Source organism: Pseudoalteromonas sp. CuT4-3 (assembly GCF_035666335.1).
Taxonomy (GTDB): Bacteria; Pseudomonadota; Gammaproteobacteria; order Enterobacterales; family Alteromonadaceae; genus Pseudoalteromonas; species Pseudoalteromonas atlantica.
In genome coordinates this window covers 3,508,408-3,524,665 of the sequence record NZ_CP142030.1, presented here as the reverse complement: position 1 = coordinate 3,524,665, position 16,258 = coordinate 3,508,408, and the positions used below count along the sequence as shown (strand labels likewise).

The window sequence follows — 16,258 nt, the reverse complement described above, 5'->3', positions numbered from 1 at the left end:
ATTTGACCATACAAGACCAAACCTCTGAATTTCTACTCTATACCGCACCCAATGGTGACGTTAAAGTGGAAGTGCTACTCAGTGGCGAAACCATTTGGCTGACCCAAAAACGCATTGCCGAATTATTTGCTGTGGGTGTTCCTGCTATTTCTAAGCATTTGAAAAATATTTTTGAAAGTGGCGAACTACAAGAAGAACTGGTTATTTCCATTTTGGAAAATACCACTGCACATGGCGCTATTGCTGACAAAACTCAAACCAAAACAGTCAAATATTACAACCTTGATGCGGTGATTTCTGTTGGCTATCGGGTAAATTCAGCGCAAGCCACGCAATTTCGTATTTGGGCAACACAACTGATTAAAGATTACATCATCAAAGGCTTTGCCATGGATGATGAGCGTCTTAAGAATGGCCGTTTATTTGGTAAAGATTATTTTAAAGAGCTGCTAGAGCGCGTTCGCTCCATTCGTGCCAGTGAGCGACGTATTTATCAGCAAATCACTGACATTTTTGCAGAATGTAGTATTGATTACGATGCAAAATCAGAAACTACGCGGCTGTTTTATGCTCATGTACAAGACAAGTTTCACTTTGCGATTACCGGCCATACTGCGGCTGAAATCATTGCCCTTAAAGCTGACGCTAATAAGCCATTAATGGGCATGAGCACTTATAAAAATGCACCTGAAGGTAGAATACTCAAATCAGACACTACGGTTGCGAAAAACTATCTGGCAGAAGATGAAATTAAAAAGCTCGAACGCGCTGTGTCAGCATTTTTTGATTACATAGAAGGTATTATTGAACGCCGTAATACTTTTACCATGGAAGCCTTCGCTGAAAGTGTGAATAAGTTTTTAGCCTTTAATGAGTACCAAGTGTTAGAAGGCTATGGCAATGTAACCCGCAAGGCGGCTGAGCAAAAAGCCCATGAAGCTTATGAGCAATTTAACAAACAACAAAAAATAGAATCTGACTTTGACCGCGAGGTTAAAAAGCTACTTGGGCATGGAAGTAAGAAAAAGGATGTAAACGAATGACGACTTATAAAACAGTGGCAGAATCCAATAATTTTATTGTTTTAGATAAATACACTAAAGACTGGAAAGTAGCAGAAAACTTTCAGAGCGAAGGTGATTTAGAGCGTGAGCTGATTCAGGATCTAAGCAATCAAGGCTATGAGTATTTACCTGCGCTAACCACGCCTGATGCCATGCTGGCGAATGTGCGCAAGCAGCTACAATTCCTTAATAAGGTGGAATTTACCGATGCTGAGTGGGCTCGCTTTTGTGAGCAATACCTGAACACACCAAGCGACAATATTCTTGATAAAACCCGTAAGGTGCACAGTGACTATATCTTCGATTTTGTCTTCGATGATGGCCATATAGAAAATATCTACCTATTCGACAAGAAGACCATTGCTCGTAACAGAGTGCAGGTGATTAAGCAGTTTGAACAAACGGGAAGCCATGCAAACCGTTATGATGTGACGATTTTGGTCAATGGTTTGCCTTTGGTGCAAATTGAACTGAAAAAACGGGGTGTGGCGATCCGCGAGGCGTTTAACCAAATACATCGCTACAGTAAAGAAAGTTTTAATGCGGAGAACTCACTGTACAAGTTCTTGCAGCTGTTTGTGATCTCTAATGGCACCGACACGCGCTATTTTGCCAATACCACGAAACGTGACAAAAACAGCTTCGACTTTACGATGAACTGGGCAAAATCTGACAATACGCTTATTAAGGATTTAAAAGACTTTACCGCCACTTTTTTCCAGAAAGAGACGTTGCTTGAAGTGATATTGCGTTACTCGGTGTTTGATGTCAGCAATACTTTGTTGGTCATGCGCCCCTACCAGATTGCCGCCACTGAGCGCATTTTATGGAAGATAAAGAGCGCGTTTAACGCTAAAGATTGGGCTAAGCCTGAAAGTGGCGGATACATTTGGCACACCACGGGTTCAGGAAAAACACTCACCAGCTTTAAAGCGGCACGTTTAGCCACCGATTTAGACAGTATTGATAAAGTCTTTTTTGTGGTAGACAGAAAAGATCTCGATTTTCAAACTATGAGAGAATATCAGCGATTTTCGCCTGATAGTGTGAATGGTTCAGACAGTACCGCAGGGCTAAAAAGCAACCTGGATAAAGACGATAACAAGATTGTTGTTACCACTATTCAAAAGCTCAACAATTTAATAAAGAATGAGAGCGATTTAGCGATATACAACAAGCAAGTGGTGTTTATTTTTGATGAGTGCCACCGCAGCCAATTCGGTGAGGCGCAGAAAAATCTGAAGAAGAAATTCAAAAAGTACTACCAGTTTGGCTTTACCGGTACGCCAATTTTCCCTGAAAACGCCTTGGGTGCAGAAACCACGGGCGACGTGTTTGGCCAGCAGTTGCATACATATGTTATCACGGATGCCATTCGTGATGAAAAAGTACTTAAATTCAAAGTGGACTATAACGATGTTCGTCCGCAATTTAAGAGCATTGAGACTGAACAAGACGATAAAAAACTCAGTGCCGCCGAGAATAAGAAAGCGTTTTTACATCCCATGCGAATTAGTGAAATCTCGCGGTATATTCTGAGCCATTTTAACCAGAAAACTCATCGAGCCTATTCTGGTGCAAAAGGGTTTAACGCCATGTTTGCGGTAAGTAGTGTTGATGCAGCGAAAGCGTACTATGAAACCTTCAAAACATTGCAGGCCGAGGCAGAAAATAGCCCCACAAGTAAACCTCTGCGCATTGCGACTATCTTCTCATTTGCTGCTAATGAAGAGCAGGACGCCATTGGTGATATTTTAGATGAGAGCTTTGAAGTCAATGCCATGAATAGTAGCGCAAAAGAGTTTTTGAGCGCCGCGATTAACGATTACAACGCCATGTTTAAATCTAACTACGGCGTAGACAGTAATGGCTTTCAGAACTACTACCGTGACCTTGCCCAACGAGTTAAGAACCAAGAAATAGACTTGCTCATCGTGGTGGGTATGTTTTTAACGGGCTTTGATGCACCGACGCTCAACACCTTGTTTGTTGATAAGAATTTGCGTTATCACGGTTTGATGCAGGCGTTTTCTCGCACTAACCGCATTTATGATGCGACTAAGACCTTTGGCAATATTGTTACCTTTCGTGACTTGGAACAGGCGACCATTGATGCCATAACCCTGTTTGGTGACAAAAACACCAAAAACGTGGTGCTGGAGAAGAGCTACAAAGAATACATGGAAGGCTTTAACGATATTGCTACTGGCCAAGCGCGTCGAGGTTTTGTTGATATCGTAAAAGAGTTGCAAGAACGTTTTCCAAACCCAGAAAATATTGAAAAAGAACAAGATAAAAAAGAGTTTGCCAAGCTGTTTGGTGAATATCTAAAAGCAGAAAATATTTTACAAAACTACGATGAGTTTGCTGGATTAAAAGCACTGCAAAGCTTAGATATCAGTGATGAACAAGCTGTTAAAGAGTTCAAGTCAAAGTACTATCTGGATGATGCAGACATCGAGGCAATGCAAACCATCGATATGCCGAGCGAACGTGCTATTCAAGATTATCGCTCTACTTACAATGATACCCGTGACTGGTTGCGACGCGATAAAGAAGGTCAGGACAAAGATAAGTCAACGGTAGACTGGAACGATGTGGTCTTTGAAGTTGATTTGCTTAAATCTCAAGAAATTAACCTTGATTACATTCTTGAACTGATTTTTGATCACAATAAGAAGAACAAGAGTAAAGAAGGCTTGATTGAAGAAGTTCGTCGCATGATTCGCGGTAGCCTTGGCAATAGAGCGAAAGAGAGCTTGGTGGTTGATTTTATTAACCAGACAAACCTAGATGAGATCAATGACAAAGCCAGCATTATCGACGCCTTCTTCAAGTTCGCCCAAGCGGAGCAGAAGCGCGAAGCCGATGTCATTATTGCCTCTGAAAAGCTCAATATCGATGCTGCCAAACGCTATATTGCGTCATCACTCAAACGTGAGTACGCCTCTGAAAATGGCACTGCACTGAATGAGGCGCTGCCCAAACTTAGCCCATTGAACCCACAGTACCGAACTCAGAAGCAAACGGTGTTTCAGAAAATCGCCGCTTTTGTTGAGAAGTTTAAAGGTGTTGGTGGGCAGATATAAAAATCACGATCTATTTAAGTGCTGTTCACTTGAGAGATAATTTAGATTCTACAGAATCTACTCTCTTGGTGAGTAGCACTTTAGTGATACTAAGTAAGAAATTATCGTTTTTAAGTTCAACTTTATTAGATTAGGAAAGGGAATGACAAAAGAGTATATAAGGAATTGTGCGTGGGGCTACTCATGTGACCAAAAATGGGATAAGTTAACTGCAACTCATAATTTTGACATCAAGTTCTGTGAGGCCTGCCAAAGAGAAGTATACCGTTGTGAAACTCAAGAAGAGCTTGCCGAAAACATTACTTTAAATAGATGTGTTAATTTTTCAAGTGATATAACAAACATCATCGATACTGAGTTTTTACAGGATAAGACACCTCAGGGATATACAGGTTTCGCTCCAAAGCCTTCTCAAGATGCTCCTAATAAAAAAAGTGGGTTTAGCTCATTTGACTCTATGGAACCCACAATCGATTTTGATGACGATATCCCCTTCTAGCACACAGTTAAACTAAGACTGTAAGAACTTGGGACTCAATCGTAATAAGTCTTAACTAGGAAAGATTAAAATTTTGATATGGATATAGTTTGAGCATGTTGGTAGTTAAATGAGTTGGTTAAGTCATCTGTGGGCTAAGACTAAAAAAATAGCCAGTTTATACACTGGTACATTTATTTTTGTTATGTTTCTTAATCAACTGCTATTTTTTGGTTTGTGTTTAAATCCAATTTGCTTGATTGCAGCTATGCCTCATGTTTTATTGATCACTGTTTTTTTAGGGACATTAATTAATAAGATCTCTAATAGCTCTGATGCTGAAAAAGGTCCTCAAAAAAGCAGTGTAGAGATTTCAAAAAGGGCTTGTACAAAAAACAAACGTAATACTGAATCACCGTTACGCTTAAATAAAACGGTCAATACAAAGACGATATCAGAGAAAAGTACAAAAGCCCTTGAGCAAAGAACTAAAACTTTATCAGTTAAAACTTCAAGGCAATTAACGAAGGTAGACAAGCAAAAGACTGATTTCTTTTTAACGCAATCCTCACAACATAACCGAGTTAAGCTCGCTGAATTGAGAACTAAAGTTGATGTTAAACCAGCTTTAACAACTGAAAATACTACTTCTTTATCAAGTAAAAAAGGTACATTAAAACTTGCTAATAAATACTTAGAAGATAGCTCAACTCAAGAGAATTTTGAGCTTTTAACATGTTCACTAGGCCCCCAAAAAAATAATGAAAATACTTCCCTAACACAAAGCGCTCATCACACTTTTATCGAAGATGAGAGCCCTAGTTTTCCATTTAGCTTAAGCGAAGAGCTTCATAGAGTTAATAGCTTAAAAAAAGAGGAACTAGAAGGGATTAGCAGTAGTGTTGTGAAATGCAGAACCTTTATCAAACCCCAAGAGAGTTCTTTATATTGTGAGAAATGCAATATTGTATTACGGAGAACCAATAGTAAAGACTATTCAATATTAAGCTGTATGGCATGTGGATCAAGTTTTCAAAATATAAGTTCGGTTCATGTTAGCCACAAATTTGATCAAGAGTTTAAGCATGTTGAGGCAAAACGGGCTAAAGCTAAGCATCAAATAAATTCAAAGTATAAGTTCAGAGAATCAATTTTAAGGCGCAAGGATGCCATTGAATGTGCCAATAGAAGCGCTGAAACGAATGCAAGAGCAGAGCTAATTTCCACAACAGTGCTATGTAGAAATAACGGTATTAAAAATAGGAATGGCTTCTTTAAGTACCTAATTGAAATTGGCCTAATTTTCTTTGAAAATAAAAAGTATTACCTAACAAACAAAGGTAAACAGTTTGGTGGTATGTATAGAGGAAATGAAAAAAATGAACGTTGGATTGTGTGGTCGAATGATGCACTTAATAATGTGATCTTTAACTTTAAGATCCCTTCACTTGAAAGGGTAAACATTAGTTATTTAATGCACATTACACACATTGCTAATCTTCCAGGCATTCTCTCTAAAGGCTTATTACCTCATAATAATAAGGCCCAAAAAGTTGATATAAGTAATGAGTTAGTAAATGCAAGACGTGCAAAGAAAGAGCCTATATATAAATATTCAGTACATGACTACGTACCTTTTTATTTTAATGTTAAAAATGCCATGTTGTTCCAGGTTCAAAAAGAGTTTGGAGCAGAGGTTGTTATCTTATCTTTTAGTAAAAAAGTTATAGCGTCCCCTAAAGCTATTTTTTCGAGAGGTAATGCATCCTCACTGAAGACAACTTTTACGTCTGATATAAATGAGCTAGCTTTTTTTAACTGGTCTAAGGTTTTTAGTTCAAGCTGGAGCCAAAATGGGATTATAGATTTAGAATTAAAATCGATAATGATGAGTGAATGCTTAGTTTATGAAAAGGTAGCTATTGATAAGCTTTATTGTATTTATTGTCAGAATGTAAGTGTACAACGACGGATAAAAAAAATGTGTGAAGATAACAAAATGGATATTGACGTTGTTGTTGACTCTAAGTTGTTTTTCTAGCATCACATTCAGAGTTATTAACTAAGGTATTGTTATGGGTGTTAAAGTAATAAGTGGAAACATATTTAATTCTAAATGTGATTTCTTAGTAAATCCCGTTAACTGTGACGGCGTTATGGGGGCGGGGTTAGCCTTAGAGTTTAAATTACGTTACCCAGACATGTTCATAAAGTACGAGGCTCTATGTGATGCAAAAAAACTAGATATAGGGCTCCTTTGGATATATAAATCAGAGCTAAAATTGATTCTGAATTTTCCGACTAAGTTGAGCTGGAAATACCCGTCAAAAGAGTCATATCTTCACCAAGGCCTAAAAAAATTTGTAGATACCTATCAAGATAAAAATATAAAATCGATAGCTTTTCCTATTTTAGGCGGGGGTAGAGGTGGGATAGATAGTGATGTTAGCCTTGCTATTATGCAGTCATACCTATCAGAGCTTAATATTGATATCGAAATTTATGAGTATTCCGCAACAGCTAATGATGATTTGTATATCGAGTTCGCTAAAAAAATAACGCCTTTATCGAGTAAGCAAATATCCGTTGAGAGCGGAGTTAAAATTATCTATATTGAAAGAATTTTAGAAGCCATTAAGGAAGGCCGTATATATCAGCTAAATCAGCTTTTATCGATACAAGGTGTTGGAATCAAAACAGTTGAAAAAATATTTTCATATAGCCAAAAGTTAGATAATCATGTGCAGCAGAATGATTTATTTTTATAATAACGAAGTTGCCACAATTTTTGATTCGCATGTAAGTGAAGGATGCCTAGATCTTTGTTGTTTGGAATAAAGTAAAAACAAGAAGACTGGCTAAATTTAAAAGCACAAACAGCTTAAAACTATTTTAAAGGGAAGCGTGATGCTTCCCTTTTATGCAGTATTGCTGAATGATAAGGCCCAATCGGCTCAATATTCCCCAGCTTTATAGCTCTGACCTCTAGAGTTATACAAAAGCAGCTAACTTCACATTGTTACCTTTATAAAATACAATATAATAACGCTAATTATAAAGGACTGCATTGTGCGCATTCAGCATCTAATCATTTTTACTTTTCTTATCTTCATTGCATCTTGTAAATCTACTATGCAAGCGAGTTACTCTTCTCAAGTTGATCCTAACTTTAAGTTTTATACAGATACTTATATCGCTGTTTTTGCAGCACAAGGTGAGAATTTTAACACTCTTGAATCTAAATATTATATCGATCACGTTATTTACTCACTGAAGCAGAGAGGGTTTAAAAATGTATATTCCTATAAAGACCTTCCAGTACCTGGAGTTAACTTTGATGCTGTTGTTTATATTAACGTTAGTAAAAGTAATGGCTCATATCAGTATGAAACATCAAATTATGGTTTAATTGATAGTGGTTACTCTACTATCAATTGTACAGGTACTTTTTGTACTCAAAATAAACAAAAAACATTAGGTATAACAGGTAGTTCAACTAATACGGGATACTTCACTAATTACTACTTTTCTACAAATTGGTTTTCTGTAAATTCAGATGAAAAAATATTATTTAGTTTTTCCTCTTCAAGCCAAGAGGGTTGTTCAGATCGTGGCATGTATGAGTTTTTGATAGCACAGACAATAGATCGTTTAAATTTTAAAGAGCCGAAGGAATATAAATACTCGGTTGATATGCCATCTGAATATAGCTGCAATTACTAAGGAAGGTTGTTTTAATGGACAAGTTATTAGAAAAAATACCTTTTATTATAATGTTTGGTTTTGCCGCTACATTTGCTGTAATAGGCTTTATGGGTGATGGCTTTATAGGAGGTTTCAAAGGATGGTTTGGTGGTGTACTACTTAGTCTACCTATTATGATATTCATTATGATTTTAAGCAGCGATGTTAAATGGTACCTAAAATTTCCAAGTGCAATCATTGGAGCATTGTTATATCTAAACTATATTCTTGGTACGTTTAAAGGAATTTTTTAGCTAAGACTGTGGTTGGTATAGTGCTTTACTAATTTTTTATAGTTGGTATCTAAAGTTTATAAACCACTTTAAGTTTATCGTTTTTATTTTCTATGGGAGTTCAAGGCCGATTTTGTAGTAAACTATTTGCAGAAACGAAAGTACAAAAGCATAGTTTTACTTTTAGTACCCACATTAGTACCCATGGCCTACGGCCTGAAATTAAAGGTCATATAAATCAAATGAGTAGAGCAGGAATACAGTGGTTCCCTGGGCACATGAATAAAGCCCGTAATGAGATTAAAGAAATAATGCCGCAAATGGATGTGATCATTGAAGTGCTTGATGCACGCATTCCTTACAGTAGTGAAAACCCTATGGTAACCACGCTTCGTGAAGGCAAGCCGGTCATCAAAATTTTAAATAAGGCTGATTTAGCCGACCCTAAAATGACCCAAGCGTGGAAAGACTATTTTGAGCAAGAAAGTGGCGTAAAAGCGATTGCGTTTGGTCATGATAAAGCCGCTGAGGTGCACCGTATTAATGAGCTTTGTAAAAAATTAGTGCCACACAAAGTGGGCGCCGATAAGCAAATTAAAGCCATGATCATGGGTATTCCAAATGTAGGCAAATCAACGTTAATTAACGTATTAGCTGGGCGCATAGTTGCAAAAACGGGTAACGAGCCTGCGGTAACAAAAGCGCAGCAACGTATTAAGCTTGAAGACGGCATTATGCTTTACGACACACCAGGTATGCTGTGGCCTAAAGTAGAAAACGAGAACTCGGGTTATCGTTTAGGTGCCACCGGTGCAATACGTGATACAGCGCTTGAATACGAAGATGTGGCAAGTTATACCGCAGAGTATTTATTAAAAGCCTACCCAGAGCTTTTAAAAGCACGCTATAAAATAGATGAACTGCCAGAAAGTGACTGGGAGTTTGTAGAAATGGCCGGTAAAAAGCGTGGTTGTATTCGTGGCGGTAACCAAATAGACACCTATAAAATGTCTGAAATACTGATTAACGAATTACGTGATGGGATTATCGGCCGTATTACCATGGAAACCCCAGCCATGCGTGAAGAAGAAGAAATTATGGTAGCTGGCTTACGCGCCGCTGCAGAGGCCAAAAAAGCCGCTAAAGAAGAAGAGAAAAAACAGCGCCGTGCACGTGCACGTAAAAACCGCCGTTAATATGTGAATTTATGTGAGTATGTTACTTACTAAATTACAGACATAAAAAAAGCCCGTAAGGGCTTTTTTAGTTTCATATCTACCGTCACCGATATGAGCAATGTAGCAAGTAAAATAGTAGGGCGGTTACTTATCATCAACATCAAGGGGCGTTGCGGTTCATAACAAGTAACCATAGCTGTTTACGTGCGCCACACGTTGTTTCAGGGTCGAGAAACAAATTAGTTCATTCCGTCACAAGTGGGTATGCATTCCCGTCTTGTTGATATTGATTATCAGTTAGATCTAATAAACTGTCAACACCTAAATGCAAATAATTCTTATTTTATTAAGTGCGTTTTTTAGTCATCGCATAGGTGTACTTCACGACCCTTCTTATTAGTTTTTGTTTATGTCTATTTTGTTCATGGTTTTTATGAACAAAATGTACTTTACCGTCATCAATGCACCTTTCCCTCAAAATGTTTCGTTAATTTCACGTTAATAATAAGCTGCGCTTTAGATAGCAGTTTGTCGTCGCTTATCTACCTGACAATAAAGATACAAACACAGCGTGGAGAAAATAATGAAAGCAAGTAACACACAGCTCGCTTTAACAATTACAGCAGCGTTGGCTAGCACATCAGCTTTAGCCGATAACGATACTCAAAAACTACAAGCACAATTAGATGCATTGCAAAAAGAAGTTAACTCTTTAAAAACATCAAGTGGCTTTAATTTGGAGTTTGGAGGACGAGTACAGCTTGATTACAACTATTTTGAAGGTGCCTATAACGCAGGTAATGATGGCTCAGGTGGGAGCGACTTCTTCCCTCGTCGTATTCGTACCTACGTAGGGAGCGAGCATGGAAACTGGGATCACAAATTACTTTTAGAATTTGGCGAAGGGGGTGCCGAAATTGTACTTGCCCGCGTGCGTTACGCCTTTGAAAACGGTCTTAAAATTAAAGCGGGTAAAATCCGTGAAGACATGTCGCTAAACGCACTTACTAGTTCAAAGCACATTAATACTATTGAGCGTAGTTCGCTTGCTAATACTTTCTCGCCTTTTTTCCGTTGGGGCGTATCTGCTTATCAATACTTTAAAGACTCAGGCTTTCGATATGCCGTTGGGGTTTATAAAAATGATGCCTTTGGTGCAACGGGTAACGATGAAAACGACCGTCTAACGCTTGCTATTACAGGGCGTGCTACGTGGTCAAGTGCAGCACCTGGTGACGTGATTCATTTAGGTGCATGGCATTCATACCGTGATATGGGTGGCAATGAACTAGGCGAGCGTTTTGCGCGTGGTGAAGTGCGCGAAACTAACGTACGCCTTGTTAATTATGCTACAGGCGGCACAGCGGTAGCACTGGATAGCTTATCGCAGTCTGGGCTTGAATTTGCTTTTCAGGCTGACTCTTTAACATTAGAGGCAGAATACGCAAGCCGTGTTTTAGATGCGCTCAATAGCAGCGATGATCTAGATGGCGAGCGCTTTGACGGCTTTCATATCTCAGCAAGTTACTTTTTAGGGGGTGAGCAACGACAGTATAAAGCTGGCTCTGCACTATTTGTACAACCTAAAAATATTAAAAATGCATGGGAGTTAGTTGCTCGAGTTTCGCAAATGGATGCAACGAGTAAAAACCAAGGTAGCGAAGTAACTACCTACACACTTGGTACAAGCTATTACGTTAGTAGTGACATTAAATTTATGGGCAATCTTATCTATAGCGATGTAGATGGCCCAGGTACCGCTGCGCTTGTAGGTGATGAAGACTCTGGTATGGGATTTAGTGCACGTATGCAGTATTTATTTTAAGGGGACACACAATGAAATTATTTAAGTCAGTTAAAACAACATTATTAGCGGCATCATTAGTACTAAGCAGCCCTATGGCATTGGCCGATATTCACTTTTTAGTACCAGCAGGCCCAGGTGGCGGATGGGATACAACTGCGCGCGGTGTAGGTGAAGGTTTAGTAAAGGCTGGCATTGATAATAATGCGTCTTTTCAGAATATGTCGGGCGGTGGCGGCGGGCGGGCCATTGCCTACTTAATAGAATCAGGTACTAAAAAAGGCGATATATTAATGGTTAATTCAACGCCTATTGTATTGCGAGCCTTAACGGGGAAAATTCCCTATAGCTACCGAGATTTAACACCAGTAGCAAGTATGATTGCTGATTTTGGTGCCTTTGTTGTTCGTAACGATTCGCCCTATAAAACCTGGCAGGATGTTATTAAAGCGCTTAAAGAAGACCCAAGCTCAATTAAAGTAGCGGGTGGTTCTGCCCGTGGCAGTATGGATCACTTAGTTGCTGCACAAGCGGCTAAAGCAGGCGGGGTTGATGGCCGCAGAATTCGTTACATTCCTTACGATGGCGGTGGTAAAGCAAAAGCTGGTTTACTCTCTGGTGAAGTAAACTTACTTTCTACCGGTTTAAGCGAGGCGTTAGAAGTTGCAAATGGCGGGCAGGCGAGGGTGTTAGCGGTTACATCGCCAGAAGCTTTAGCGGATTACCCTAAAATACCTACGTTAAAGTCGATGGGTTACGATATGGAGTTTGTTAATTGGCGCGGCTTTTTTGCTGCTCCTAATTTACCTGCCGATAAACTAGCTCAATACACCGAGAAACTTCGTAAATTACAATCAACTCCTGAGTGGGAAACTGTTCGCGCACGAAATGGCTGGTTAAATCTCTTTCAAGAAAAAGATGAATTTATCCAGTCACTCGAAAAACAAGAAGCGCAGCTTAAAGTGGTAATGCAAGAGCTTGGCTTTATTCGTAAAGCGGATTAATCGAGGTTTTTATGATGAATCGCGAACTACTAGGGCCAAGTTTATTCTTGGCGCTATTTACACTCTACGCCATTGTGGCGTGGCAAATACCACTATTACCATTTGAAGAATACGAAACGGTTACTTCTGCTACATTACCAAAAGTATACGCAGCTTTTGGCATTGTGGTGTGCTTGCTTTCTATCGGTTCTACTTTGCTTAAGCCAAACGAAAAAGCGGCAGAAAACCAGCCTCTAGAAAAGTCGCATGTCGTACGAACTTTAGGCTTATTAGTTTTGATGGTGATTTATAGTGCAATGTTGGAGCCTGTTGGCTTTTTAATCTCGACCAGCGCCTTTTTATTAGCGGGTTTTTTTGTAATGGGTGAAAGACGCAAGAAGATTCTATTGTTTGCCTCTATTCCTGTTGCCGTAGTGTTTTGGTTTTTGATGACTCAAGTATTAGGTATTTACTTGGTTCCGGGCGATTTATGGAGTTAAGTTATGTTTGATGGAATTATGCTTGGTTTGTCGACCGTGCTCGACTTTAATAATTTAATGTACGTGATAGCAGGCTGTTTGGTGGGTACTTTTATTGGTATGTTACCTGGGCTTGGGCCAATAACTGCTATTGCATTGATGATCCCTATTACTTACAGCATAGGTGCTGATTCAGGGATGATTTTAATGGCTGGGGTTTATTATGGCGCTATTTTTGGTGGCTCTACATCATCCATTTTAATAAATGCGCCAGGGGTGGCGGGTACGGTGGCTTCATCTTTTGACGGCTATCCGTTAGCAAAGCAAGGGCATGCTGGTAAAGCCTTGGCTATTGCCGCTTACTCCTCATTTATAGGTGGAACTATAGGCGCCATACTACTTATGATTGCCGCACCTCTACTAGCAAAGGTGTCGTTGAGCTTTCAATCTCCTGATTATGTTGTGCTAATGTTTTTAGGTTTAACAGCTATTGCTGCATTTTCAAATAAAGGCCAATTTTTAAAAGCAATGATGATGACAGTATTTGGTTTAATGCTGGCAACGGTAGGTATAGATCCATCCTCGGGAACCGAGCGATTTACCTTTGGACAAGCCGACTTACTCGATGGTATTAGCTTTTTATTAATTGCAATGGCAACGTTTGCACTTGCTGAGGCATTAATTAATGTTGTTAAGCCAGAGAAGAAAGACGCTAAAAGTCTTAATGATTCAGATACGCCGCAAATAGGTTCAACTAAATTAACAAAAGACGAGGTTAAAGATATGGCGCCGGTTGTTGGCCGTTCGTCATTTTTAGGATTTATTGTTGGTGTTTTACCTGGCGCAGGAGCCACTATTGCAAGCTTTATGGCCTATGCCACTGAGCGAAATTTGGCACCTAAAGGCCTAAAAGAAAAATTTGGAAAAGGCTCTTTACGTGGTCTTGCCGCTCCTGAGTCTGCAAATAATGCAGCATGCACAGGCTCATTTGTACCTTTATTAACATTGGGGATTCCTGGCTCTGGCACGACGGCCATTATGCTAGGAGCATTAATAGCATATGGTATTCAGCCAGGCCCTATGCTCATGCAAGAAAACCCAAGTGTATTTTGGTCTGTCATTGTAAGCATGTATTTTGGCAACATTGTTTTATTGATTTTAAACCTACCTCTGATTCCTTATTTTGCAAAAGTATTGGCAATGCCAAAGTCGGTATTAACCATTATGATTTTGTTCTTTAGTTTAATTGGCGTGTACTTGGTGTCGTTTAACACATTCGACTTATTTATGATGGTTGGTGTTGCCTTGGTTGCGTTAATATTACGCCTATTGGCCTTTCCAATGGCTCCTTTGTTACTTGGCTTTATTTTAGGCGATATGATTGAGCGAAACTTTCGTCGCTCAATGATGATTTCGGATGGCTCATTAAGCTTTCTATGGGATAGGCCGCTCACATTAAGTATTTTTATACTTTCTATTTTAGTGTTGTTGTTCCCATTAAAAGATTATTTGAAGCAGCGCCGTGCGGATAAAATAGCTTCTAGGTTACAGCAAGAGCAAGCTTAATAAGGACGTTAATGACAAACACCAACAAACCAAGCCCATTGCAGAGCATGGTAAAAAAACCTAAACGATTAGAAACACGTTTAATTATTTGGGTAACTGGGCTATGTGTTTTACAAGCAATATTGTTTGGGGCGTTGGTGTATCAGCTTACGGCGCAAAGTTTACATAATCACATAGGTGATAAAGCACTCGCTGTAGCAAGTAGTGTCGCAACACGAACTGATGTAATAAATGCGTTAGAGGAAAAAGGTGATATAACAGCATTTAATTTGCAAATAGAGAGCCTTACGGAGCTAACAAGCGCTGATTTTATAGTGGTTGGCGATATTAATGCACTGCGTATTATACATCCTGATGAGCACAAAGTTGGCAAACCTATGGTTGGAGGTGATAGTCAGGAGGCCCTTCAAGGCGAGCGCTATATATCGGTAGCTCATGGCAGCATGGGGGAGTCAATTCGCGGTAAAGTACCTGTATATAATGCTAACAATGAAATTATAGGCCTAGTGTCTGTTGGTTTTTTGGTGCAATCAATTGATCCGCTTATTTTATCTCGTAGTGCTGAAATACTTATTTGGGGGCTGATGCTTGTTGGTTTAAGTATTATTGCCGCGGTTTATATTGGTCAACGAGTACGTAATGCTATATTTGGTTTGCAACCAGATGAGATAGCAAGATTATTTTCAGAGCAGGATGCTATTTTAAATACTGTACGTAGCGGCATTATTGCACTGGAGCCTGATGGAACCGTGCGTAAACTAAATCAACGTGCCTGTGAAATTCTTGATAAGCCTACATCTACAATCCATAAAAACCTTACTCTAGAAGACCTATTGCCTGAGCATGCTGAGTTTTTACTGCGCAATCAAAGCCGCAAAATTGTTGGGTTTGAGTTATTTGCTGCAGATAAACGAATTATTTTGTCGCGGTTTTCTTTACAAGTTCAAGGTCAGGATGATGGTATTCTGCTCAGTATGCGCCCGTCTGATGAACTGGAATATTTAAGTCAGCAGCTAACAAAAGTACAAGCATTTGCTGAGTTACTTCGTGTTCAAACACATGATTACTCGAATAAATTAAACCTAATTGGTGCTTTAGTACAAATGGGCAAAAACGAGCAAGCAATTGAACTTATAGGGCAGGAAAGTCAGGGTTCTCAAGCACAAATTCACAACTTACTTGAGCGGATTCAAGACCCCGTATTAGCTGGTTTATTGGTGGGAAAATACCACAAAGCACGAGAGCTTAATGTTGCTCTTGAGCTTAACCAAGATAGTTTGCTTGGTGTTATAGAACGTAAGGGTATGCTTGAACGAGTGGTTTCTATTTTAGGCAATTTAATAGATAACGCCATTGAAGCTGCTATTAGAGCATCTGATACTCGCCCTGCTAAAGTAAGGGTAACAGTTGACGAAACCAGTCAAACTTTATTGTTTGATGTGGAAGATACAGGGTTTGGTTTAGGCTCTGATCATGAAGTCATTTTTACGCCTCAATTTAGTTCTAAGTCTGGGGCGCAACACGGTATTGGTTTGTACTTAGTAAAAACCAATTTAGACTCCTGCCGTGGTAGTTTAGAAATTGGTGAGTCGGATTTATTAGGGGCGCGGTTAAGTGTTTATATTCCAAAATAATAAGAG

12 protein-coding genes and 1 pseudogene are annotated in these 16,258 nt (G+C 39.2%); all 13 read left to right on the top strand.

Annotated features, from left to right (window positions below):
• The first annotated feature begins 2 nt into the window (after positions 1 to 2).
• The 13 genes and pseudogenes from VOI46_RS16360 to VOI46_RS16300 all read left to right on the top strand — a co-directional run bounded on the left by VOI46_RS16360 (position 3) and on the right by VOI46_RS16300 (position 16,252).
• Entirely contained in the window at positions 3 to 1,043 is a 1,041-nt protein-coding gene (locus tag VOI46_RS16360) for a virulence RhuM family protein (RefSeq protein WP_324738093.1), read from the top strand.
• The gene (locus tag VOI46_RS16355; protein WP_324738092.1) at positions 1,040 to 4,153 is read left to right on the top strand and encodes a type I restriction endonuclease subunit R; all 3,114 of its coding nucleotides are present in this window, start codon (positions 1,040 to 1,042) and stop codon (positions 4,151 to 4,153) included. Before VOI46_RS16360 ends, VOI46_RS16355 begins: the two co-directional genes overlap by 4 nt.
• A 391-nt stretch (positions 4,154 to 4,544) precedes the next feature.
• Positions 4,545 to 4,652: pseudogene (locus tag VOI46_RS16350) on the top strand (single-stranded DNA-binding protein); the annotation flags it as partial.
• 109 nt (positions 4,653 to 4,761) lie between these two features.
• The gene (locus VOI46_RS16345) at positions 4,762 to 6,672 is read left to right on the top strand and encodes a DarT ssDNA thymidine ADP-ribosyltransferase family protein (RefSeq protein ID WP_324738091.1); all 1,911 of its coding nucleotides are present in this window, start codon (positions 4,762 to 4,764) and stop codon (positions 6,670 to 6,672) included.
• A gap of 34 nt (positions 6,673 to 6,706) precedes the next feature.
• Complete coding sequence (locus tag VOI46_RS16340) at positions 6,707 to 7,399, top strand: macro domain-containing protein (RefSeq protein ID WP_256851595.1); 693 nt, start codon at positions 6,707 to 6,709, stop codon at positions 7,397 to 7,399.
• A gap of 301 nt (positions 7,400 to 7,700) precedes the next feature.
• Positions 7,701 to 8,354, top strand: coding sequence for a hypothetical protein (locus VOI46_RS16335; RefSeq protein ID WP_152609344.1), 654 nt, complete (start codon positions 7,701 to 7,703; stop codon positions 8,352 to 8,354).
• A 14-nt stretch (positions 8,355 to 8,368) separates the two neighbouring features.
• A complete protein-coding gene (locus VOI46_RS16330; protein ID WP_039488691.1) occupies positions 8,369 to 8,629 on the top strand; it encodes a hypothetical protein in 261 nt (86 codons plus the stop codon).
• A gap of 221 nt (positions 8,630 to 8,850) precedes the next feature.
• On the top strand, positions 8,851 to 9,804 hold the full coding sequence (ylqF, locus tag VOI46_RS16325) for a ribosome biogenesis GTPase YlqF (protein WP_282337693.1): 954 nt from the start codon (positions 8,851 to 8,853) through the stop codon (positions 9,802 to 9,804).
• A gap of 565 nt (positions 9,805 to 10,369) precedes the next feature.
• A complete protein-coding gene (locus VOI46_RS16320) occupies positions 10,370 to 11,611 on the top strand; it encodes a porin (protein WP_004587459.1) in 1,242 nt (413 codons plus the stop codon).
• An 11-nt stretch (positions 11,612 to 11,622) separates the two neighbouring features.
• Complete coding sequence (locus VOI46_RS16315; protein ID WP_004587460.1) at positions 11,623 to 12,594, top strand: tripartite tricarboxylate transporter substrate-binding protein; 972 nt, start codon at positions 11,623 to 11,625, stop codon at positions 12,592 to 12,594.
• An 11-nt stretch (positions 12,595 to 12,605) separates the two neighbouring features.
• Positions 12,606 to 13,073 carry a tripartite tricarboxylate transporter TctB family protein gene (locus tag VOI46_RS16310; protein ID WP_004587461.1) on the top strand — a complete coding sequence of 156 codons (468 nt, stop codon included), beginning with the start codon at positions 12,606 to 12,608 and terminating at the stop codon, positions 13,071 to 13,073.
• A 3-nt stretch (positions 13,074 to 13,076) separates the two neighbouring features.
• Entirely contained in the window at positions 13,077 to 14,618 is a 1,542-nt protein-coding gene (locus tag VOI46_RS16305; RefSeq protein WP_004587462.1) for a tripartite tricarboxylate transporter permease, read from the top strand.
• Between the two features lie 11 nt (positions 14,619 to 14,629).
• Positions 14,630 to 16,252, top strand: a complete 1,623-nt coding sequence (locus VOI46_RS16300; protein WP_004587463.1) for a sensor histidine kinase — start codon at positions 14,630 to 14,632, stop codon at positions 16,250 to 16,252.
• Positions 16,253 to 16,258 lie beyond the last annotated feature (6 nt).